At 73.1% G+C, this 21,191-nt stretch carries 11 protein-coding genes; 5 read left to right on the forward strand and 6 right to left on the reverse strand.

The annotated features are described in order from the left end of the window. Positions 1–137 precede the first annotated feature (137 nt). The gene (locus tag ACFXPX_RS34540) at positions 138–1,355 is read left to right on the forward strand and encodes a thiolase family protein (RefSeq protein WP_375888284.1); all 1,218 of its coding nucleotides are present in this window, start codon (positions 138–140) and stop codon (positions 1,353–1,355) included. 2 nt (positions 1,356–1,357) lie between these two features. Next, a complete protein-coding gene (locus ACFXPX_RS34545) occupies positions 1,358–3,505 on the forward strand; it encodes a 3-hydroxyacyl-CoA dehydrogenase NAD-binding domain-containing protein (RefSeq protein ID WP_380594002.1) in 2,148 nt (715 codons plus the stop codon). A 109-nt stretch (positions 3,506–3,614) separates the two neighbouring features. Here ACFXPX_RS34545 and ACFXPX_RS34550 read toward each other — a convergent pair whose 3' ends face one another. The 3 genes from ACFXPX_RS34550 to ACFXPX_RS34560 form a co-directional block, all read right to left on the reverse strand. Then, positions 3,615–5,141, reverse strand: coding sequence for an ArnT family glycosyltransferase (locus tag ACFXPX_RS34550; protein WP_375888279.1), 1,527 nt, complete (start codon positions 5,139–5,141; stop codon positions 3,615–3,617). 157 nt (positions 5,142–5,298) lie between these two features. After that, positions 5,299–7,203: a 1-deoxy-D-xylulose-5-phosphate synthase gene (gene dxs, locus ACFXPX_RS34555; protein ID WP_380644441.1), complete on the reverse strand. Its 1,905-nt coding sequence runs from the start codon at positions 7,201–7,203 to the stop codon at positions 5,299–5,301. Between the two features lie 261 nt (positions 7,204–7,464). Further along, positions 7,465–8,643 carry an ROK family protein gene (locus ACFXPX_RS34560; protein ID WP_380644443.1) on the reverse strand — a complete coding sequence of 393 codons (1,179 nt, stop codon included), beginning with the start codon at positions 8,641–8,643 and terminating at the stop codon, positions 7,465–7,467. A gap of 527 nt (positions 8,644–9,170) precedes the next feature. On the opposite strand from ACFXPX_RS34560, the gene ACFXPX_RS34565 reads away from it, so the two are divergent. Further along, the gene (locus tag ACFXPX_RS34565) at positions 9,171–10,781 is read left to right on the forward strand and encodes a PQQ-binding-like beta-propeller repeat protein (RefSeq protein WP_380594000.1); all 1,611 of its coding nucleotides are present in this window, start codon (positions 9,171–9,173) and stop codon (positions 10,779–10,781) included. A gap of 219 nt (positions 10,782–11,000) precedes the next feature. Beyond that, the gene (gene pepN, locus ACFXPX_RS34570; protein ID WP_375888273.1) at positions 11,001–13,580 is read left to right on the forward strand and encodes an aminopeptidase N; all 2,580 of its coding nucleotides are present in this window, start codon (positions 11,001–11,003) and stop codon (positions 13,578–13,580) included. Positions 13,581–13,734: 154 nt separating this feature from the next. Here the strand turns inward: pepN and ACFXPX_RS34575 are convergent, their stop codons facing one another. Both ACFXPX_RS34575 and malQ read right to left on the reverse strand, forming a co-directional pair. Next, positions 13,735–13,959: a hypothetical protein gene (locus tag ACFXPX_RS34575; RefSeq protein WP_188303613.1), complete on the reverse strand. Its 225-nt coding sequence runs from the start codon at positions 13,957–13,959 to the stop codon at positions 13,735–13,737. 75 nt (positions 13,960–14,034) lie between these two features. After that, the gene (malQ, locus tag ACFXPX_RS34580) at positions 14,035–16,179 is read right to left on the reverse strand and encodes a 4-alpha-glucanotransferase (RefSeq protein ID WP_380644444.1); all 2,145 of its coding nucleotides are present in this window, start codon (positions 16,177–16,179) and stop codon (positions 14,035–14,037) included. A gap of 260 nt (positions 16,180–16,439) precedes the next feature. Here malQ and ACFXPX_RS34585 point away from each other — a divergent pair, with 260 nt between their 5' ends. Continuing rightward, entirely contained in the window at positions 16,440–20,384 is a 3,945-nt protein-coding gene (locus ACFXPX_RS34585; protein WP_380644445.1) for a beta-N-acetylglucosaminidase domain-containing protein, read from the forward strand. A gap of 95 nt (positions 20,385–20,479) precedes the next feature. On the opposite strand, the gene ACFXPX_RS34590 is transcribed toward ACFXPX_RS34585, so the two are convergent. Further along, complete coding sequence (locus tag ACFXPX_RS34590) at positions 20,480–21,124, reverse strand: HNH endonuclease (RefSeq protein WP_375888265.1); 645 nt, start codon at positions 21,122–21,124, stop codon at positions 20,480–20,482. Positions 21,125–21,191: the final 67 nt, after the last annotated feature.

Below are 21,191 nucleotides of genomic sequence, written 5' to 3' on the forward strand. Positions count from 1 at the left end.
CACATGGTCAGAACCCTCCGAGGGGCCTGGGCAGGTTGGTTACCGACCGGTAGCATGGCTTCTGACGCGGCGCCGCTCGGGATCTTCCGGCGGCAGCCTGCACACCCGAAATGTTGGTCCCTGGGAGGAGAGCCCCCGTGCCTCGTACCGCGAGGGACGTCGTCTTCGTCGATGGCGTCCGCACCCCGTTCGGCAAGGCCGGCCCGAAGGGCATCTACCACGAGACCCGCGCCGACGACCTCGTCGTCAAGTGCATCCGGGAACTCGTGCGCCGTAACCCGAGCCTGCCCGTCGAGCGCATCGACGAGGTCGCCATCGCGGCCACCACGCAGATCGGCGACCAGGGTCTGACCATCGGGCGCACCGCCGCCCTGCTGTCCGGCCTGCCGAAGTCCGTGCCCGGCTACTCGATCGACCGCATGTGCGCCGGCGCCCTGACCGCCGTGACCGCCACCGCGGGCGGCATCGCCTTCGGCGCGTACGACGTGGTCGTGGCCGGTGGCGTGGAGCACATGGGCCGCCACCCGATGGGCGAGGGCGTGGACCCGAACCCGCGCTTCGTCTCGGAGAAGCTGGTCGACGAGTCCGCCCTGTTCATGGGCATGACCGCGGAGAACCTGCACGACCGCTTCCCGCACATCACCAAGGAGCGCTGCGACGCCTACGCCGTGCGCTCCCAGGAGAAGGCCGCCAAGGCGTACGCCAACGGCGACATCCAGCCGGACCTGGTGCCGATCACGATCCGCAACACCAACCCCGAGGTCGGCGAGACCGGCTGGGGCCTGGCCACCGTGGACGAGCCGATGCGCCCGGGCACCACGATGGAGTCGCTGGCCGGCCTCAAGACCCCGTTCCGCCCGCACGGCAACATCACCGCGGGCAACTCGGCCGGTCTGAACGACGGTGCCACCGCCTCGCTGCTGGCCGCCGAGGACGTCGCCGAGGAGCTCGGCCTCCCGGTCAAGATGCGCCTGGTCTCCTACGCCTTCGCGGGCGTCGAGCCCGAGGTCATGGGCATCGGCCCGGTGCCGGCCACCGAGAAGGCGCTGGCCAAGGCCGGTCTGACCATCGACGACATCCAGGCCTTCGAGGTCAACGAGGCCTTCGCCGTCCAGGTGCTGTCCTTCCTGGACCACTACGGCATCGCGGACGACGACGAGCGGGTCAACCCGTTCGGTGGCGCGATCGCCTTCGGCCACCCGCTGGCCTCCTCGGGCGTGCGCCTGATGAACCAGCTGGCCCGCCGCTTCGAGCAGCGCCCGGACGTCCGCTACGGCCTCACCACGATGTGCATCGGCTTCGGCATGGGCGGCACCATCATCTGGGAGAACCCCCACTTCGAGGGTGGTAAGTGAGCATGAGCAACACCACTGAGCTGCTCCAGCAGGGCGCCGAGCTGTTCCCGGGCGAGGTCGTCACGACCGCGCACGTGCGCCACCTGGACCTGCCGCTGCAGGCCGGCAAGCTGGCCATGATCACCCTGGACAACGGCTTCGACCACACCAAGCCGACCACCTTCGGCCCGGGCTCGCTGCTCAAGCTGTCCGAGGCGCTGGACCAGGTCGAGGCCGAGGCCGCCGAGGGCAGGATCGTCGGCGCCGCGATCACCGGCAAGCCGTTCATCTTCGCCGTCGGCGCCGACCTCAAGGGCGTCGAGCTGCTCAAGCAGCACGCCGACGCGCTGGCCATCGGCAAGGGCGGCCACGAGGTCTTCAAGCGGATCGCCGCGCTGCCCGTCCCGACCTTCGCCTTCTACAACGGCGCGGCCATGGGCGGCGGCGTCGAGGTCGGCCTGCACTGCGACTACCGCACGGTGTCCGCGGGCGTTCCGGCCTTCTCGCTGCCCGAGGTCTTCCTCGGCCTCGTCCCCGGCTGGGGCGGCTGCACCATCCTGCCGAACCTGATCGGTGCCGGTAAGGCCGTCAAGGTCATCATCGAGAACTCGATGAACCAGAACAAGCAGCTCAAGGGCAAGGACGTGTTCGAGCTGGGGATCGCCGACGCGATCTTCGAGCCGGCCGACTTCCTGGAGCAGTCGCTGCTGTGGGCCGCCCAGGTCCTCAAGGGCGACCTGGTCGTCGAGCGCGAGGCGATCGACCGCGGCAAGGCCTGGGACGACGCCGTCCTCTGGGGCCGCATGGTCGCCGACGCCAAGGTGCACGGGGCCGCTCCGGCCGCGTACAAGGCGCTGGACATCATCGCCGCCGTCAAGGACGCCGACCTCGCCGACAAGGCCAGCCTCCAGGCCGGCTTCGACGCCGAGGACGCGGCCCTGGCCGACCTCATCATGAGCGGCGAGCTGCGCAGCGGCATCTACGCCTTCAACCTGGTGCAGCGCCGGGCCAAGCGCCCGTTCGGTGCGCCGGACAAGTCGCTGGCCCGCCCGGTCTCCAAGGTCGGCATCGTCGGCGCCGGCCTGATGGCCTCGCAGCTGGCGCTGCTGTTCGCCCGCCGTCTGGAGGTGCCGGTGGTCCTCACCGACATCGACCAGGAGCGCATCGACAAGGGCGTCGGCTACGTCCACGCCGAGATCGACAAGCTGCTCGGCAAGGGCCGGATCGGCCAGGACAAGGCCAACCGCCTCAAGGGCCTGGTCAGCGGCTCGCTGGACAAGGCCGTGGCCTTCGGCGACGCGGACTTCGTCATCGAGGCCGTGTTCGAGGAGATGGGCGTCAAGCAGACCGTCTTCGCGGACCTGGAGGCCGTGGTCTCGCCGACCTGCGTGCTGGCGACCAACACCTCCTCGCTGTCGGTCACCGAGATGGCCTCGAAGCTCCAGCACCCCGAGCGGGTCGTCGGCTTCCACTTCTTCAACCCGGTCGCGATCCTGCCGCTGCTGGAGATCGTCCGCGGCGAGCAGACCGACGACGCGTCGCTGGCCACCGCCTTCGCCGTGTCGAAGAAGCTCAAGAAGACCTCGGTGCTGTGCAAGGACGCCCCAGCGTTCGTGGTGAACCGGATCCTGACCCGCTTCATGGGCGAGATCCAGAACATCATCGACGAGGGCACCCCGATCGCCAGCGTCGAGAAGGCCGTCGAGCCGCTCGGCCTGCCGATGTCCCCGATCGTGCTGCTGGAGCTGGTCGGCCCGGCCATCGCCCTGCACGTCTCGGAGACCCTGGCCGGCGCCTTCCCGGAGCGGTTCACCGTCTCCGAGAACCTCGGCAAGGTGGTCAAGGCCGGCAAGCGCGGCTTCTACACCTGGGTGGACGGCAAGCAGGTCCTCGACCCCGAGGTGCTGGAGCTGCTGAGCTTCGGCGACTCGGTGCTCACCGAGGAGCAGGTCCTGAACCGCTCCCTGGAGGCCGTGGCCCAGGAGATCGGCCTGATGCTGGAGGAGGGTGTCGTCGGCGAGGCCCAGGACATCGACCTCTGCATGATCACCGGCGCCGGCTGGCCCTTCCACCTGGGCGGGATCACCCCGTACCTGGACCGTGAGGGCGTCTCGGAGCGGGTGACCGGCAAGAAGTTCCTCGCCCCCGGCGTGGCCTCGGTGCCCGCGTAAGGCGTAGCGGTACGAGCGGAGCCCCCGGCGACCTGGTCGCCGGGGGCTCTCGCGTACGCGGTGCCGGGCCTCGGTACTCGAGGCGGTACCTCGGTGCTCGAGCGGTGCCTCAGTGCTTGAGGCGGTAGACGACGGTGTCGCCGATGACGCCGATCATCTCGTAGTGGGTGTCCAGCAGGTTCTCGATCCGCGGGACCAGCACCGGCTGGTACGGGGCGACGCCGGAGTCGTCCACGAAGACCTCGGGCAGGCCGTTGGCGAGTTCCTTGTCGAAGGTCTGCCAGGCGTTGTTGACGCTGAACTGCTCGCCGACGTTGCCGCTGCCGTCCTTGCCGCCGCTGTAGTTGGTGAGGAAGCCGGCGGTCAGGTAGCGGCTCGCGGGCTTGCGGTCGGCCAGCCAGTACAGCTCGGGGTGCATGCCCCAGACCAGCACGGTGTCCTTGGGGGTGGTCTGGGCGGCGACCGCGGTGGCGACCTCGGTGTTGCGGCTCATCTGCTCCCCCGGCCAGGCCAGCGCCAGGCCCCAGAAGACCGTGGCGGCGACCGTGGTGTACACCAGGACGGGCTTCCAGCGGATCGCCGAGGTGGCGACCGCCCCGGTGCCCAGCAGCACCAGCGGGGGCATCAGCTGGAGGTAGTAGTGGCCGAAGAAGTGGAAGCCCACGCTGACCGCGACGGCCGAGGAGAGCAGCCAGACCCACAGGTCGGTGGTCGAGCCGTGCTCCTCGCCGGCCACCGGCAGCGGGCGGTGGCGGTACTTGAACCAGAGCCGGCGGCCGACCGGGAACAGGAAGCCGAGGCCCGCCGCGGCCAGGATGCCGAGGTTGCCGAAGGCCCGGCCGAGCATCTGCAGCCAGGCGCCGCCGAAGGAGGCGTAGTCGCCGCTGCCGGTGACCACCCAGAAGAGGAAGCCCTTGGGCTTGGTGAGGATGACCGCCACCAGCGCTATCGGCACCGCGAAGCCGAACCCGATCTTGAACAGGGCGGGCGGCCAGCGCACCCCGCGTCGGCGGGCGTCCTGGAGGAGCATCCAGAGCACCGGCAGCAGCACCGCGCCGCCGGTCTGCTTGGTCAGCGAGCAGAGCGCGACCGCGATGCCCGCGGCCAGCCAGCGGCGGCGCTCGGCGTACCGGAAGGCGGCCACCATCGCGGGCAGCATGAAGACCTCGAAGGTCGCCGCCTGGGTGTCCTCCGGGGAGAGCCCGATGGAGACCAGCAGGTAGAGCAGTCCGGCGCCGGCCCCGGCCCGGTTGCCCCAGCGGCCGCGGGCGATCGAGGCCAGCAGGATCGCGGTGACCAGGTGGGCCGCCACCGCGAGGGTGCGCAGCGGCCACAGCGAGGCGGAGCCGAAGACGGCGAAGCAGGCCTGGTAGAGCCAGGGCAGCAGCGGCGGCTTGCGGTCCACCACGGTGTCGTAGAGCACCCCGCCGTCCGCGAGCATCCGGGCCTGGGTGGCCAGGAAGCCTTCGTCCGGACTCCAGACGGGCCGGGCGAAGGACGGGATGTGGGTGGCCACCGCGACCAGGGTGAGCAGCGGCACCAGCCTCGTCCAGTACCCCTGTCGGATGTGGGTACGGGCGCGCGCGGGCAGGCGGTCGACCAGTCCGTCGAGGCGGGGGCGGGTGGGGGTGGGCACGGTTGACAACCTACCGGGCGGGAACGGCGCGGAGAGCGCCGGTCCCGCCATTCAGTGCGATTGTCAGCTCGTCCCGCGACGAACTGTTACGCAGAGACGACAATCGGGCGTCGGCGGAACGGGCGGCAGGTGGCCGGCCCGTTCCACCGGGGGCGGTTCAGGCCTCGACCGGCGCCGCGTCCAGCTTGGCGACCAGGGCGCCCACCTTCTCGGCGATGGCGGGGGCGGTCAGGCCGATCTCGGCCAGGATCTCGTTCCGGCTGGCGTGGTCCAGGAACTCCTGCGGGATGCCGAAGTCGCGCACCGGTACGTCCACGTCCGCGTCCCGCAGTGCCTGCGCGACGGCCGCGCCGACGCCGCCCACCCGGCCGTTGTCCTCGATCGTGACGACCACCCGGTGCTCGGCGGCCAGGCCCGGCAGGGCCTCGTCCACCGGCTTGACCCAGCGCGGGTCCATCACGGTGGCGGTGACGCCCCGGGCGGCCAGCAGGTCGGCCACCTCCAGGCTGGTCGGGGCCATCGCGCCGACCGAGACGATCAGCACGTCCGCGCGGTGGGCGCCGGAGGGCTCCCCGGCGGCGCGCAGCACGTCCATGCCGCCGACCCGGCCGACCGCGGCGACGGCCGGACCGACCGAGCCCTTGGAGTAGCGCACCACCGTCGGGGCGTCCTCGACCTGGACGGCCTCGCGCAGCTGGGCGCGGACCTGGTCGGCGTCGCGCGGGGCGGCCAGCCGCAGGCCCGGGACGACCTGGAGGATCGACATGTCCCACATGCCGTTGTGCGAGGCGCCGTCCGTGCCGGTGACGCCGGCCCGGTCCAGTACGAAGGTGACGCCCAGCTTGTGCAGCGCGACGTCCATCAGGACCTGGTCGAAGGCGCGGTTCAGGAAGGTCGCGTAGACCGCGAAGACCGGGTGCAGCCCGTTGGTGGCCAGGCCGGCGGCGCTGGTGACGGCGTGCTGCTCGGCGATGCCGACGTCGAAGATGCGGTCCGGGAACTCCTTGGCGAACGGTGCCAGGCCGACCGGGTGGAGCATCGCGGCGGTGATCGCCACGATGTCCTCGCGCTCGCGGCCGAGCGCGACCATCTCCTCGCCGAAGACCGAGGTCCAGTCCTTGCCCGAGTTCTTGACCGGCAGGCCGGTGTCCGGGTGGATCACGCCGACGGCGTGGAAGCGGTCCTCGTCGTTGTTCTCGGCGGCGTGGTAGCCGCGGCCCTTCTCGGTGAGGCAGTGCACGATCACCGGGCCGCCGAAGCCGCGCGCCTTGGTCAGCGCCGACTCCAGGGCGGTCAGGTCGTGGCCGTCGATCGGGCCGATGTACTTGAGGCCGAGGTCCTCGAACATGCCCTGCGGGGCGATGAAGTCCTTGAGGCCCTTCTTGGCGCCGTGCAGCGTCTCGAACAGCTGCTGGCCGACCACCGGGGTGCGCTGCAGGGCGTCCTTGCCCCAGGACAGGAAGCGCTCGTAGCCCTGGGTGGTGCGCAGGGTGGCGAGGTGGTTGGCGAGGCCGCCGATGGTCGGCGAGTAGGAGCGCTCGTTGTCGTTGACGACGATGACGACCGGCAGGTCCTTGGCGTCGGCGATGTTGTTCAGCGCCTCCCAGGCCATGCCGCCGGTGAGCGCGCCGTCACCGATCACGGCGACGACCGGGTCCGCCTTGCCCTGGATCTTGTTGGCCTTGGCCAGGCCGTCCGCGTACGAGAGGACCGTGGAGGCGTGCGAGTTCTCGATCACGTCGTGCTCGGACTCGGCGCGCGAGGGGTAGCCGGACAGGCCGCCGCTCATCTTCAACCGGGAGAAGTCCTGGCGGCCGGTGAGCAGCTTGTGGACGTAGCTCTGGTGGCCGGTGTCGAAGAGGATGCGGTCGCGCGGGGAGTCGAAGACCCGGTGCAGGGCGATGGTCAGCTCCACCACCCCGAGGTTGGGTCCGAGGTGGCCGCCCGTCTTGGAGACCTCGGTCACCAGGAAGGTCCGGACCTCCTGGGCCAGTGCGGCCAGCTGTCCGGGCGTGAGCCGGTCGAGATCGCGCGGTCCCCGAATGCGGGTCAGCAGGGCCACCCGTTCCTCCTCGTTCAGTGTTCGCGGACCACGGACGGTCCGACGGGCGTCGCCGCCCGGTCCGGCGGCAGGCCGGTGGTCGCGGCCGGTACCGACCGGTCGAGTCTAATGTCCGCTACGCGGACGCCGAGCGGCGCGCCCGGTGCCACCGACCGGTTACCGCCATTCCCGGAGGTCGGTCGGGGGGCGCGGGTCAATCCTCATTGACGAACGGACGTTCTCCGGCGGTTGCGGCCGGACGGGTGAACGGGGGGAAGGCGGTCAGTGCCGGCCGAGCGCCCCGGACTCGCCCATCTCGCTCATCACCAGGGCCAGCGCGCCCAGCACCTCGGCCCGGCCGCCCAGGGTGCCGGGGACCACCGACAGCTGGCGGGCCGCGCTGGGGATCGCGTAGCGGGCCACCGAGTCGCGGATCGGGGCCAGCACCAGCTCACCGGCCTCGGCGAGGTCGCCGCCCAGGATCACCCGGCGCGGGTTGAGCAGGTTGCACAGGGTCGCCACGCCCGTACCGATCTGGCGCCCGGCGTCGGCGATCACCCGGCGGCAGCCCAGGTCGCCCTGGTGGGCCAGCTCCACCACCCGGGGCAGGGTGAGGTCCGGGCCGAGGGTCGAGGTGAGCAGCGACAGCAGGTAGCGGGAGCCGACGAAGGTCTCCAGGCAGCCCCGGTTGCCGCAGCGGCAGACCGGGCCCGCCTCGTCCAGGGTGATGTGCCCGATCTCACCCGCGGTGCCGCCCGGCCCCCGGTAGATCTGGCCGTTGACCACCAGGCCGGCGCCGACCCCGCTGGCGACCTTGATGTAGGCGAGGTCGCTCAGGCCGCGGCCGGCCCCCCAGACCAGCTCGCCCAGCGCGCCCAGGTTGGCGTCGTTGTCCACGTGCACCGGCATGCCGAGCCGCTCCGCCAGCTCCCGGCCCGGGGCGATGCCCGTCCAGCCCGGCAGGATCGCGGTCGAGCCCAGCGCACCGGTCTCCACGTCGATCGGGCCGGGCACGCCGAGGCCCACCCCGATCACCTTCTCGGGACGGAAGCCGGCCTGCGCGAGGAGGCGCGCCACCATCGCCTCGGCGCGGTCGAAGCCCTGCGCGGCCGAGACGTCCACGTCGATCGGGGCGCTCTCCTCGGCCAGCACCCGGTGGGCGAGGTTGCCGACGGCCACCCGCAGGTGGGTGTGGCCGAAGTCGATGCCGACCACGATGCCCGCGTCCCCGCTCAGCGAGACGCTGCGGGCGCGGCGGCCGCCGGAGGAGGTGTCGGCGACCACGACGGTGCCGCTCTCCTTCAGTTCCCGCACGATGTTGGAGACGGTGGCCGCGGAGAGGCCGGTGCCGCGGGCGATCTCGGCCTGGGTGAGCGAACCGGCCATCCGTACCGCGCGGAGCACCCGTTCCAGGTTCGCCCGGTGCAGGGACGACTGTGAGCCCGGTGTGTCCGTCGACATGATCCACCCTCCCAGGGTGGGGAACCCTCCGCCGGGTGTCCCCTTCAACTCCTGAAGGGTACGGGTCGGCGGCCGCCGGGTGGGGCCGCTGCGCGGGCCCGCGGCGGGCGGGGGCGCGGGGCTAGCGGTGGGCCGGGGTGCGGGGCCCGCGGCGGGCCGGGCGTGGGGGCGGGGTGGCCGGGGGGTGAAGGTGTTGCGCGGTGGGGGGAGGCGGGGCCCGGATCGGGTGGTCCTGGGAGCGGGCGAAAACCGGCCGCCACTAGCATGGTGCCCAATCTCACCCGTCCCACCGGGCCGCGGTCGGTACCGGCAGGGGGACGCATCCAGACATGACGGGGAATCAGATGGCAGGGGATCACCCTACGCCGGGTGCAGGCGATGCATCCGGCAGCGGCCCGCAGGGCAATCGGGGCGTTTCGTTCGGGCGGCCGGCGGGCGGTGTGGATCCTGCCGCCGTCGCGGACCAGATGACCCAGCTCGACGGCTCGGCGGTTCCGGGGCAGGGCGGGCCGCCGGCCCAGCCTCCGATGCCCCCGGCACCCCCGGCGCCCCCGGTCCAGCCCCCGGCGGGTGGGGCCGACTACGCCGCGTACGCGCCGACGGCCGCCGGGATGCCGGCCCAGCCTCCGGCGGGTGCGCCGATCGGCCCGTACGACCCGGCGCCCGGCGGGGGCTACCCCGGGGCGGACGCGGGGCAGGGCTACGGCGGCGGGTACAACTACCAGCAGCAGCCGGGCTACTACCCCGGTGCGCCGGTGCCGGCGGCCCCGAAGCAGCGCAACCCCGTGATGCTCTGGGGCGGGATCATCGGCGGTGTGCTGGCGATCGCCATCGTGATCGGGCTGGTCGTGCTGCTCAAGCCCAGCCCCAAGCCGGACCCGGGCCCCGGCCCGGTGGCGAACTCGGGCGGCACCAGCACCGTCGGCGGCGACAACGGCGGGAACACCGTCGCTCCGGCGCCCGCGCCGGACGGCACCAAGGCCACGTTCAACGTCGCCTGGAACGCCCCGACGCCCTCCAACACCGATGCCACCAACCAGCTGCTGGGCATCTGGGGCACCGACAAGTACGCCGTCCGCGTCGACAGCGACGGGGTCAAGGCCTACAACCTGGTCGACGGCAAGCAGGCCTGGAACATCCCGGTGCCGTCCGGCAGCAAGGAGGTGTGCAGCGCCTCGTACACCGCCAACTCCAAGAACGTCGCCGCCGTCGCCTTCAACACCGGTGACTACGACTGCTCCACCATCGGCGCCGTGGACCTCACCTCGGGCAAGCTGCTGTGGACCGTCAAGGCCACCGCCGACCGGCTGTCCCAGCCGACCCTGAGCGTCACCGACAACGTGGTCGCCGTCGGCGGCAACGCGGTGGCCGGGCTGAACATCTCCAACGGCCAGCCCGCCTGGCAGTACCAGCCCCGCGACAAGGACTGCACCATGCGGGCCCGCGCGGCCGGCAGCCAGATCGCCATCAGCGACCGCTGCTACATGACCAGCGGCCCGAAGTCGCAGCTGGTCATCGTGAACGCCGACTCCGGCAAGGCGGCGAGCAGCCCGATCACCCTGACCGGCACGATCGAGCAGGTCGACTCGGTCGTCCAGGACAAGCCGCTGGTCCTGGTGATCACCAACGGCCCGAACGGCGACTACATCCTGCCGTTCGACAAGGACAACAAGCCGGGCAACCAGATGTCCGTCAAGGAGGCCGGCTCGGACAGCCTGCGCCTGTCCGGCCAGGACACCGCCTTCACCCGCAACGTGGTGAGCGGCAGCACCCTGTACGTCCAGGTCAACCCGACCAAGCCGGCCATCAACGCCTACGACCTGAACACCGGCAAGCGCCTGTGGGCGGCCAGCCCCGGTTCGGCCAGCGGCAGCGACATCCGCCTGGTCACCGGCACCGACAAGGACGGCAAGGTCCGCGCCCTGGTCTCGCAGGGCTACGACAAGCCGTCCCGGCTGGTGACGCTCTCGCCGACCGACGGCTCGATGACCGACATCGGCACCGTCGCGAACGCGAACGGGAAGTTCGACATCAGCATGAGCACCTCGGTGTACTACGTCTCGGACGACGGCAACGCGGTCTACGCGTTCCGCCGGTACACCAACACCGACGGTCCGCTGACCAAGTGGCGGAAGTGACGCACTCCGGTCGGTGAGGGCAGTGAGGACGGGGCGGGTCGGGGCCGGTGGGCCCGGGCCCGCCCCGCCCCCGTTCTCCGGCCGGTTCTCGGGCCGGGTTCTCGGGGCGGGATTTCCGGGCGGGTTTCCGGCCGGGTTCTCCGGTCGGGATTTTCCGGCCGGGCCGCTCGTCGGGCATGCGAGGATTCGGTCCATCAGCCTGACGAAGGAGTGCAGCGAGTGCCCGGCACCAACCTGACCCGCGACGAGGCCCGTACCCGGGCCGACCTCATCCGGGTGGACGCGTACGACATCGAGCTCGACCTCGGCTCGGCCCGCGAGGGCGGTACCTTCCGGTCCACGACCGTGGTCCGGTTCTCCGCCACGACCCCCGGCGCCGACAGCTTCATCGACCTCGTCGCCCCCGGCGTCGAGGAGATCACCCTCAACGGCACGTCGCTCGACCCGGCGAGCTTCGCCGACAGCCGCATCCCGCTGCCCGGCCTGGCGGCGGAGAACGAGCTGCGGGTCGTCGCGAACTGCGCCTACAGCAACACCGGCGAGGGCCTGCACCGGTTCGTCGACCCGGTCGACGGCGAGACCTACCTGTACACCCAGTTCGAGGTGCCGGACGCCCGCCGGGTCTACGCGAACTTCGAACAGCCCGACCTCAAGGCCACGTTCAGGTTCACCGTGACGGCCCCCACCGGCTGGGTCGTGGTGTCCAACTCGCCCACCCCCGAGCCGGTCGGCGAAGGCCCCACCCAGGTCTGGGAGTTCGAGCCCACCGGCCGGATCTCCAGCTACATCACCGCGCTCGTGGCCGGCCCGTACGTCGGGGTCTTCGACACCTACGAGAACGGCGAGCAGCGCGTGCCGCTGGCCGTGTACTGCCGCCCCTCGCTGCGCGAGTTCCTCGACGCCGAGGCGATCTTCGAGGTCACCAAGCAGGGCTTCGACTACTTCCAGGCGAAGTTCGACTTCCCGTACCCGTTCCCCAAGTACGACCAGCTCTTCGTCCCGGAGTTCAACGCCGGCGCGATGGAGAACGCGGGCGCCGTCACTCTGCGCGACCAGTACGTGTTCCGCTCCAAGGTCACCGACGCCGCGTACGAGGCGCGCGCCGCGACGATCCTGCACGAGCTCGCCCACATGTGGTTCGGCGACCTCGTCACCATGGAGTGGTGGAACGACCTCTGGCTCAACGAGTCCTTCGCGACCTTCGCCGAGGCCGTCTGCCAGGCCGAGGCCCCGAGCTCCAAGTGGCCGCACTCCTGGACCACCTTCGCCAACCAGATGAAGACCTGGGCCTACCGGCAGGACCAGCTGCCGTCCACCCACCCGATCATGGCGGAGATCAACGACCTGGAGGACGTCCAGGTCAACTTCGACGGCATCACCTACGCCAAGGGCGCCTCGGTGCTCAAGCAGCTGGTGGCGTACGTCGGCCAGGACGCCTTCTTCGAGGGCGTGCGCGCCTACTTCAAGCGCCACGCCTGGGGCAACACCCGGCTCAGCGACCTGCTCGGCGCCCTGGAGGAGGCCAGCGGACGCGACCTCAAGGCGTGGTCCAAGTCCTGGCTGGAGACGGCCGGCATCAACGTGCTGCGGCCGTCGGTGGTGCTGAACACGGACGGCGAGATCGAGTCCTTCGCCGTGCTGCAGGAGGCCCCCGCGCTGCCGGCCGGTGCCAAGGGCGAGGCCGTGCTGCGGCCGCACCGCATCGCGATCGGGTTCTACGAGCTGGTCGACGGTTCGCTGGTGCGGACGGACCGGATCGAGCTGGACGTCGACGGCCCGCGCACCGAGGTGCCGGAGCTGGTCGGCCGCCACCGCCCGGCCGTCGTGCTGCTGAACGACGACGACCTGTCGTACGCCAAGATCCGGCTGGACGAGGACTCGATGGCCGTCGTCACCGAGCACCTCGGCGGCTTCACCGAGTCGCTGCCGCGCGCGCTGTGCTGGGCCTCCGCCTGGGACATGACCCGCGACGGCGAACTGGCCGCCCGCGACTACCTGTCGCTGGCGCTCTCCGGCATCGGCCGGGAGAGCGACATCGGCGTCGTGCAGTCCGTGCAGCGCCAGGTCAAGCTGGCCCTGGACGCCTACACCGACCCGGACTGGAGCGAGCAGGGCCTGCTCCGCTGGGCCGCCGCCGCCGAGGAGCACCTGCGCACCGCCGAGGCCGGCAGCGACCACCAGCTGGCCTGGGCCCGCACCTTCGCCTCGGTCGCCCGCACGGACGCCCAGCTCGACCTGCTGGCCGGGCTGCTGGACGGCTCGGTCGAGCTCAAGGGCCTCGCCGTGGACACCGAGCTGCGCTGGGCGCTGCTCGCCCGGCTCTCCGCCACCGGCCGGGCCGACGAGGCCGCGATCGTCGCGGAGCTGGAGCGGGACAACACCGCGGCCGGCCAGGAGCACGCGGCCAGCTGCCGCTCCGCCCGCCCGACCGCGGAGGCCAAGGCCGCGGCCTGGGCCTCGGTGGTGGAGTCGGACACCCTCACCAACTACGTGCAGGAGGCCGTGATCGCGGGCTTCCAGCAGTCGGACCAGCGGGAGCTGCTGGCGCCGTACGCGGAGAAGTACTTCGCCGCGGTGAAGGACATCTGGGAGACCCGAAGCCACGAGATCTCGCAGCAGATCATCGTCGGCCTGTACCCGGCGTTCCAGGTGACGGAGGAGACGCTCGCCGCCACGGACGCCTGGCTGGCCTCGGCCGAGCCGGCGCCGGCGCTGCGCCGTCAGGTCGTCGAGTCGCGGGCCGGGATCGAGCGCGCGCTCAAGGCCCAGGTGGTCGACAAGGCGGCCGGGGCTCGCTGAGCCGGCTGGTGACCTGCCGTTGAAGGCCCGAAGGGGCGCCGGACGGATCGTCCGGCGCCCCTTCGGGGTTCCTGCGGGTCCTGGTGGACCGTGTTGCCCAACGCCTGCCGCGCGTCCTCGGTGGACGCGGCGGCTTCTCGCGGGTTTCTCGCGGTTACTTCTTCTTCTTGCCGTAGGGCAGACCCGCGAGGGCCGCGATGACGACGAACGCGGCGAGCGGGATCAGCACGTACAGGCCGATGGTCTGGCCGACGCTCAGGCCGGCACCCGGGTCGTCGCCGTCGTCCCTGGTGAGGGCCATGGCGGGCGACGACAGCAGCATCATCAGCGTGACCGTTGCGGAGACCGCGCCGGCTCGCAAAGCGTTCCTCTTGTCCACGATTCCAACTTACCCGCCGCTTACGGGAGGGCGCGCGTCGGGGTGGTGCTGGGGGTTCCGCTTGCGGGTTCCGGCCTACCAGGTCCGGGGGTCGGGGGGTGTGTCGCCGGCTGTGAGGAGCCGGCCGAGCAGGCGGGCGGTGGGGGCGGCGGCGAGGCGTTCCAGGGTGACCGGGGCGCCCGTGCCGTCGGCGATCGGCAGGCGCCAGTTCGGGTACTGGTCCCAGGTGCCCGGCAGGTTCTGCGGGCGCGGATCGCCGACCAGGTCCGGCAGCCAGACGCCCACCAGCTCGGCCGGGGTCCGGTCCAGGAAGCGGTACAGGGCGGGCATGGAGAGCGGCTCGTCGGGCGCGAGCAGGCCGAGGGCGGTCAGTTCGGCCCGCCAGGCCGCCAGTTCGTCGGCGGCCTCCTGCTGCTCCTCCGCGAGCGGGCGGGCCAGCAGGCCCAGGCGGTGGCGCAGCTCGACGTGCTCGCCGGAGAGGCGGGCGGCGGTGCTCGGCAGGTCGTGGGTGGTGAGGGTGGCCAGGCAGCCGGGGCGCCAGCGGTCGGGGGGCAGGATGCCGCCGTCGGACTGCCAGTCCCGTTCGAACCAGAGGACGGAGGTGCCGAGGATGCCCCGGTCCGCCAGCTCCTCCCGCACCCCCGGCTCGACCGTGCCCAGGTCCTCGCCGATCACGGCGGTACCGGCCCGGTGGGCCTCCAGGGCCAGCACGCCGAGCATCGCCTCGGCGTCGTAGCGGACGTAGGCGCCCTCGGTGGGGGGATGGCCCTCGGGCACCCACCAGAGGCGGAACAGGCCCATCACGTGGTCGATGCGGAGCGCTCCGGCGTGCCTCGCCGCTGCGCGCAGGAGTTCCGCGTACGGGGCGTAGCCGGCCTTCGCCAGGGCGTCCGGGCGCCAGGGCGGCAGGCCCCAGTCCTGGCCGTGGGCGTTGAAGGCGTCCGGCGGGGCGCCGGTCGAGATACCGCCGGCCAGCACGTCCTGGAGCGCCCAGGCGTCGGCGCCGTCCGGGTGGACGCCGACGGCGAGGTCGTGGACCAGGCCGACCGGCATGCCCGCGTCCCGGGCGGCGCGCTGGGCGGCGGCGAGCTGCTGGTCGACCTGCCAGGCGAGCCAGCGGTGGAACTCGACCGCGTCCTGGAGTTCCTTGGCCGCCTGCTCGATCTGTGGGCCGTTCGGGTGACGCAGGCCCTTCGGCCAGTGGTGCCAGTCGGCGCCGTGCACCTCGGCGATCGCGTTCCAGAGCGCGTGGCGGCGCAGCCACTCCCCCTCGCGGCGCTGGTACGCCTCGTAACCGGCCTGGCGGCCGGGACCGCGCGGGACTTCGTGGAGGAGTTCCAGCGCCTCGCGCTTGAGCGCCCAGACGGCGTCCCGGTCGACCAGGCCGTCGTGGGTGAGGACCTCCTCGCGCAGCCGGGCCGCGCGGCGGGCGAGGTCGTCGGTGGCCGTCCGCTGGGCCGGCGTCAGGTGGCCGTACTCGGGGACGGCCTCGACCCGCAGGTGCACGGGGTCGGCGAAGCGGCGGGAGGAGGGGCGGTACGGGGAGGGGTCGGAGGGGGTGCCGGGGGTGGCGGGCAGGGCCTGGTGCAGCGGGTTGATCTGCACGAAGCCCGCGCCGAGGGCGGCGCCCGCCCACCCGGCGAGTTCGGCGAGGTCCCCCAGGTCGCCCATGCCCCAGGAGCGGTCGGACAGCACGGAGTACAGCTGGGCGAGGAACCCCCAGCTGCGGCCGGGGAGTCGGGGCAGCTGCTGCGGGGCGACGACGAGCGGCGCCTGCTGCCGCTTCTCGCCGCTCGCCGCGGTGAGGGTGTGCCGGCCGAGCGGGAGGTCGGCGGGCAGCCAGTGCGAGTGGCCGCGCGGCAACTCCCAACTGCCGCCGCCCTCCAGCTCCACGTACAGCCGGACGTCCGCCGGTACGTCCAGCGCGGTGCGGCGGCCCTGCCGGACCACGATGCACGGCGGCAGCAACCGCTCCCGCTGCTCGGCCCGGTGGCGCTCCAGCGCCTCCCGCACCTCCTCCGGCGACCCGGCCGCCACCCCCAGCGCCCCCAGCACCGCCACCAGCGTCCGCGCCCCCACCGTCTGCCCCCCGGCCCCCGGGTACCGGGTGTCCACCCCGTACGCCCGTGCCAGCGCGACCAGTTCGGCGGGCGGCGGCGGCGCGTCCTGCGCCGGGACCTTCCGTCCTTCGGCTCCGTCACTGTCGTGGTAAGCGGCCACTCGCGGCTCCTGCGATGTCTCGGCAACGCCTGGTCAGGACTCCCAAGTCCTACCCGGGTAACCGCGCGGCGACGCTGTGCGACACGAGTGCGCCTGGTGGTTCGCCCGGTGGCTCAAGAGGCGACCAGGGGGGTGACGGAGGGTCAGGCCAACGGGATATTCCGGTGCAAACTCGGCATAGCCGTCGGTGACGTTGACACCGGTTCGGGTAGCTGGTGGGGTTGCTCGCATTGTGGTCCAGGCCTGGCGAGGAGGCCCCTGTGCAAGCCCGTGTGTCCGTGGTGGCCGGGCGGCGGCTGCGTCAGCAGTTGGAGCAGAGTCCGGTGCTGCGCGAGGTGCTGGACCATCCGACGGCGTTGGCGGCCCGGCGGGCGACGGCGCGGACGTGCCGTCAGCTGGTGCCGCGGACCGCCGACCGGCTGATCGCCGACCTCAAGGGGACGGAGCCGCTGCTGGCGTCGGTGCGGGCGGAGCGCGCGGCCGGGCGGCCGGGGCGGCGGACCCTGCAGATCGCGGCCGGGGTGGTGACCGCGGCGGTGGTCGGCGGGCTGCTGGCCGGGCCGATGCCCTCGGTGGCGTACGCGGCGGGCCCCGGGCCGGACGTGGTGAGCACCGCGCCCCAGACGCCGCTGGGCAGCGTGACGAACCCCCAGGTGTTCCCGCACCCGCAGGAGCAGACCGCGGCCGGACGGGCCGTCACCGTGCCGACCGCCGTGACGCTGGTGACCGCGCCCAAGGTGGACCGGGGCGCGGTGGACGCCGTCCGCGAGGTGCTGACCGTCGCCGGGGCCACCGTGCTGACCCCCCAGGCCGACGGCGGCACCCCCGCCGCCGGCTCGCTGGTGGTGTACATCGGTGGGCCCGCCGAGGGCGCCGAGGGCGAGGCCGACCGGACGCTGCGCCAGCTCGCGGCCGCGGCCGGCGGCAAGGACGGCGGCGCGCCGTCCACCGCGGGCATGCCGCCCGGCGGCTACGTGCTGTCCGCCGGCCAGCTGCCCGCCCAGGGCGGCGGCACGTACGGCGCGGTGGTGCTCGCGGGCGCCGACCCGACCGGCACCTTCTACGCCGCGCAGAGCCTGCGCCAGCTGCTCGCCGCCGTACCCGCGGGTCAGGGCCAGGGGCCGGGCGCGGCCGGGCTCGGCCTGCCCGGCATCACCCTGCGGGACTGGCCCAGCGGCGCGCCGGTGCGCGGCACCGCGGAGGCCTTCTACGGCACCCCGTGGACCGCCCAGCAGCGGCTCGACCAGGTGGACTTCCTGGGCCGCTCCAAGCAGAACTTCTACCTCTACGCCCCGGGCGACGACCCGTTCCGGCTCAGCCGCTGGCGCGACGCCTACCCCGCCGACCAGCAGTCCGAGCTGCGCGAACTCGGCGACCGGGCCCGGCAGAACCACGTCACCCTCGGCTACGCGATCGACCCCGGGCAGTCCCTCTGCTTCAGTTCCGGCAAGGACGTCGACGCCCTGGTCGCCAAGCTGGACGGGCTGCGCAAGCTCGGCTTCACCGCGTTCCAGCTGCAGTTCCTGGACGTCAGCTACGACGAGTGGCACTGCGACGACGACCAGGACGAGTACGGCCGCGGCCCGGCCGCCGCCGCCAAGGCGCAGGCCGCGCTGGTCAAGAAGGTCCAGGACCGGCTGGTCGCCAGGAACCCGGGGCTGGCGCCGCTGTCGATCGTCCCCACCGAGTACCACAAGCAGGGCTCCACGCCCTACCGCAAGGCCCTGGCCGACGCGCTGCCCGGCGGCGTGCAGGTCGCCTGGAGCGGCGGCGGGGCGATCCCGGAGAAGATCACCGGCGCCCAGGCCTCCGACACCGGCAGCCTGTACGGGCACCCGCTGGTCACCATGGACAACTACCCGGTCAACGACGCCAGCCCGGACCGGCTCTTCCTCGGCGCCTACACCGGCCGCGAACCCGAGGTGGCGACCCGCTCCGCGGTGCTGCTGACCGGCGCCATGCAGCAGCCGGTGGCCTCCCGGATAGCCCTCGCCACGGCCGGCGACTTCGCCTGGAACCCGACCGGCTACAAGCCCGAGGACTCCTGGCAGGCGGCCGTGCGCTCGCTGGCCGGGCCGACCGGCGCCAACGCCACCCCCGCCGGCTCGGCCCTGGCCGCCGTCCAGGCGCTGGCCGGCAACAGCACCTCCTCCCCGCTGGCCAAGCAGGAGTCCGGCTACCTCCAGCCGCTGCTCGACCAGTTCTGGGCCAACGCCGAACCCACCTCCGGCGCCACCCCGGACCTCGCCAAGCTGATAGCGGCCGCGGGCCCGCTGCGGGACGCCTTCACCGCCATGGCCGGCGCCCGGCAGACCCTGGCCGGCACCGACGCCACCGCCCAGCTGGCCGCCGAGGCCGGCCCCTGGCTCGGCCCGCTGCGCGACTACGGGCTGGCCGGGCAGGCCGCCCTCGACATGCTGCTGGCCCAGCACGGCGGCGACGGCGCGGCGGCCTGGAAGGCCCGGGTGCAGCTCAACCGGCTGCGCGCACAGCTCGCCCAGGCCCCGGCGACCATCGGCGCGGGGGTGCTCGCGCCCTTCCTGGACCGGGCCGTGCGCGCCGCCGACAACTGGTCGGGCGTGGTCAGCGGCGGGGTCACCCCCACCACCAGCATGGGCACCGCACAGGACCACCTGCCCGCGCTGATGACCGACGGCCAGGCCGACACCTTCTACTGGAGCTCCGCTCCCCCGCAGCCCGGCGACTCCGTCGGCGTCGACCTCGGCGCCGGGCGGCCGATCAGCGGCGTCACCGTGCTGATGGGCGGCTGGGGCAACGGCTCCGACGCCCGCACCGCCGTGGACGACTACATCCGCGACGGCGTGCTGGAGTACAGCACCGGCGCGGGCGGCTGGCAGCAGCTCGCCGTGGTGAAGAACCAGAAGACGGTCAGCGCCCAGCTGCCGCCCGGCACCGTGGTGCGGGCCGTACGGCTGCGGGCCACCGCCGCCCAGAAGACCGCCGTCGCGGTGCGCGAGTTCACCGTCACCGCCCCCGACGAGTCCCCGGCCAGCGTCACCGGCGGCCCCGCCGCGCTGCCCGGCTCCTCGGCCGCCGCCGTCCTGGACGGCAACCCGGACACCGCGTACCGCGCCGCCAAGGCGCCCACCGCGCAGGACGAGCCGCTCACCGTCGAGCTCGGCGCGGCCCGCCCGCTGGACCGGCTGACCGTGCTCACCGACCCCACCGTGCACGCCAGCGCCACCGTCGCGGTGCGCCGCGCCGACGGCGGCTGGACGGACATCGGCGTCATCCAGCCCGGCTACAACGAGCTGCCGGCCGGCGGGCAGGTCGCCGACGCGTTCCGGATCACCTGGAAGCCCGGCGGCGACCCGCCGGTGGTCAACCAGGTCATCCCCTGGTACGCGGACATCCCGGCGGCCCGGCTGAGCCTCGCCGACCCGGCCCTGGACGTGGTCACCGGCGCGGCCGCGCCCGCCAGGACCCAGGCCACCGTGGAGGCCGGCCGCCCCGAGGGCACCACCGGCGAACTGCGGGTCGAGGTGCCGGCCGCCGCCAAGGGGCTCACCGTCACCCCGGCCGGGCCGGTCACCGTGCCGCGCGGCGGCCGGGTGGGCGTGCCGCTGCTGGTCACCGCCGTACCGGGCACGCCCTCCGGGACGTACCAGGTGCCGGTGTCCTACGTGGCGGGCGGCACCACCGTGAAGCAGGTGCTGCAGGTCCACGTGGTGCCGCCGACCGGCGGGCCGGACCTGGCGCCCGGCTCCCAGGCCTCCTCCTCGGGCGACGAGACCCCGAACTTCCCGGCCGCGGCGGTCGCCGACGGCGACCCGAAGACCCGCTGGTCCTCGCCGGCCAAGGACGACGCCTGGGTGCAGCTGGCGCTGCCGCAGGCCGTCCACCTGGGCGCGGCGACGCTGCACTGGCAGTCCGCGTACGCCTCCTCGTACAAGATCCAGGTCTCCTCGGACGGCAGCAGCTGGACGGACGCCGCGACGGTCGACAACGGCAAGGGCGGGGACGAGACGGTGCGCTTCGACGCCTCGAACGTCCGGTACGTACGGATGCAGGGCGTGGCGCGGGCCACCAAGTTCGGCTACTCGCTGTACGGGATCGAGCTCTACGCCGTCACGGCGCCGGCCGCTCCGCCGCAGCCGCCGACCCCGCCGGTGGCCCCGGCGGGCCAGCCGGGGACGCAGCCCGGCACGCAGCCCGGCACGCCGGCGGTGCCGCCCAAGCAGTGAACGCGGCGGGCCGCCGGGCTCCCCTTCGCGGGGGGCGCGGCGGCCCATGAGGCGCGTACCGACGGTGTGACGGGCGGGCCCTTGTGGTGCTGGGGTCAGGCGGAGAGCGGTTCGGGCTGCTCGCCGCGGCGGACGGGGGCGGGGTGGGCGACGTGCGCCCGGCCGATCGGGACGGAGTGGTTCGGCTCCGTATGGTCGTGGTGCTCGTACTCGCCCCACTGCGGGGCGCGCAGTTGGTCGCCGCCGCCGTACGGCTCCAGGTAGGGCCGCCAGCGCGGGTCCTTGATCCCGGTGCCGATGATCCGCCAGGCGAGGCCGCTGGGCGGTGCGGGCGGGCGTTTCATCCGCCAGCCGAGCTCGGTCAGGTGGCGGTCGGCCTTGGTGTGGTTGCAGCGGCGGCAGGCCGCCACCACGTTGTCCCACCGGTGCTGGCCGCCCCGACTGCGCGGGATGACGTGGTCGACGCTGGTTGCGGCGGCCCCGCAGTAGACGCAGCGGCCGTGGTCCCGGGCGAACAGCGCCCGGCGGGTGAGCGGGACGGGCCCGCAGAACGGGACCCGCACGAAGCGGGTCAGGCGGACGACGGACGGCGCCGGAAGGGCGCTGGTGGCGCTGTGCAGAGTGACTCCCGAGTCCTCCAGGCTGACCGCCTTGTGGTTGAGGACCAGGATGAGTGCGCGGCGCATCGATACGACGCCGAGTGGCTCGTAGGACGCGTTGAGGACCAGGACATGCGGCACGGATGCCTCCTTGGACGCCTGCGGCGCGTGGCTCGCGCCGGGACGAGCGGTTGGATCGCGCAACGAG

Source organism: Kitasatospora sp. NPDC059146, assembly GCF_042786665.1.
Taxonomy (GTDB): Bacteria; Actinomycetota; Actinomycetes; order Streptomycetales; family Streptomycetaceae; genus Kitasatospora.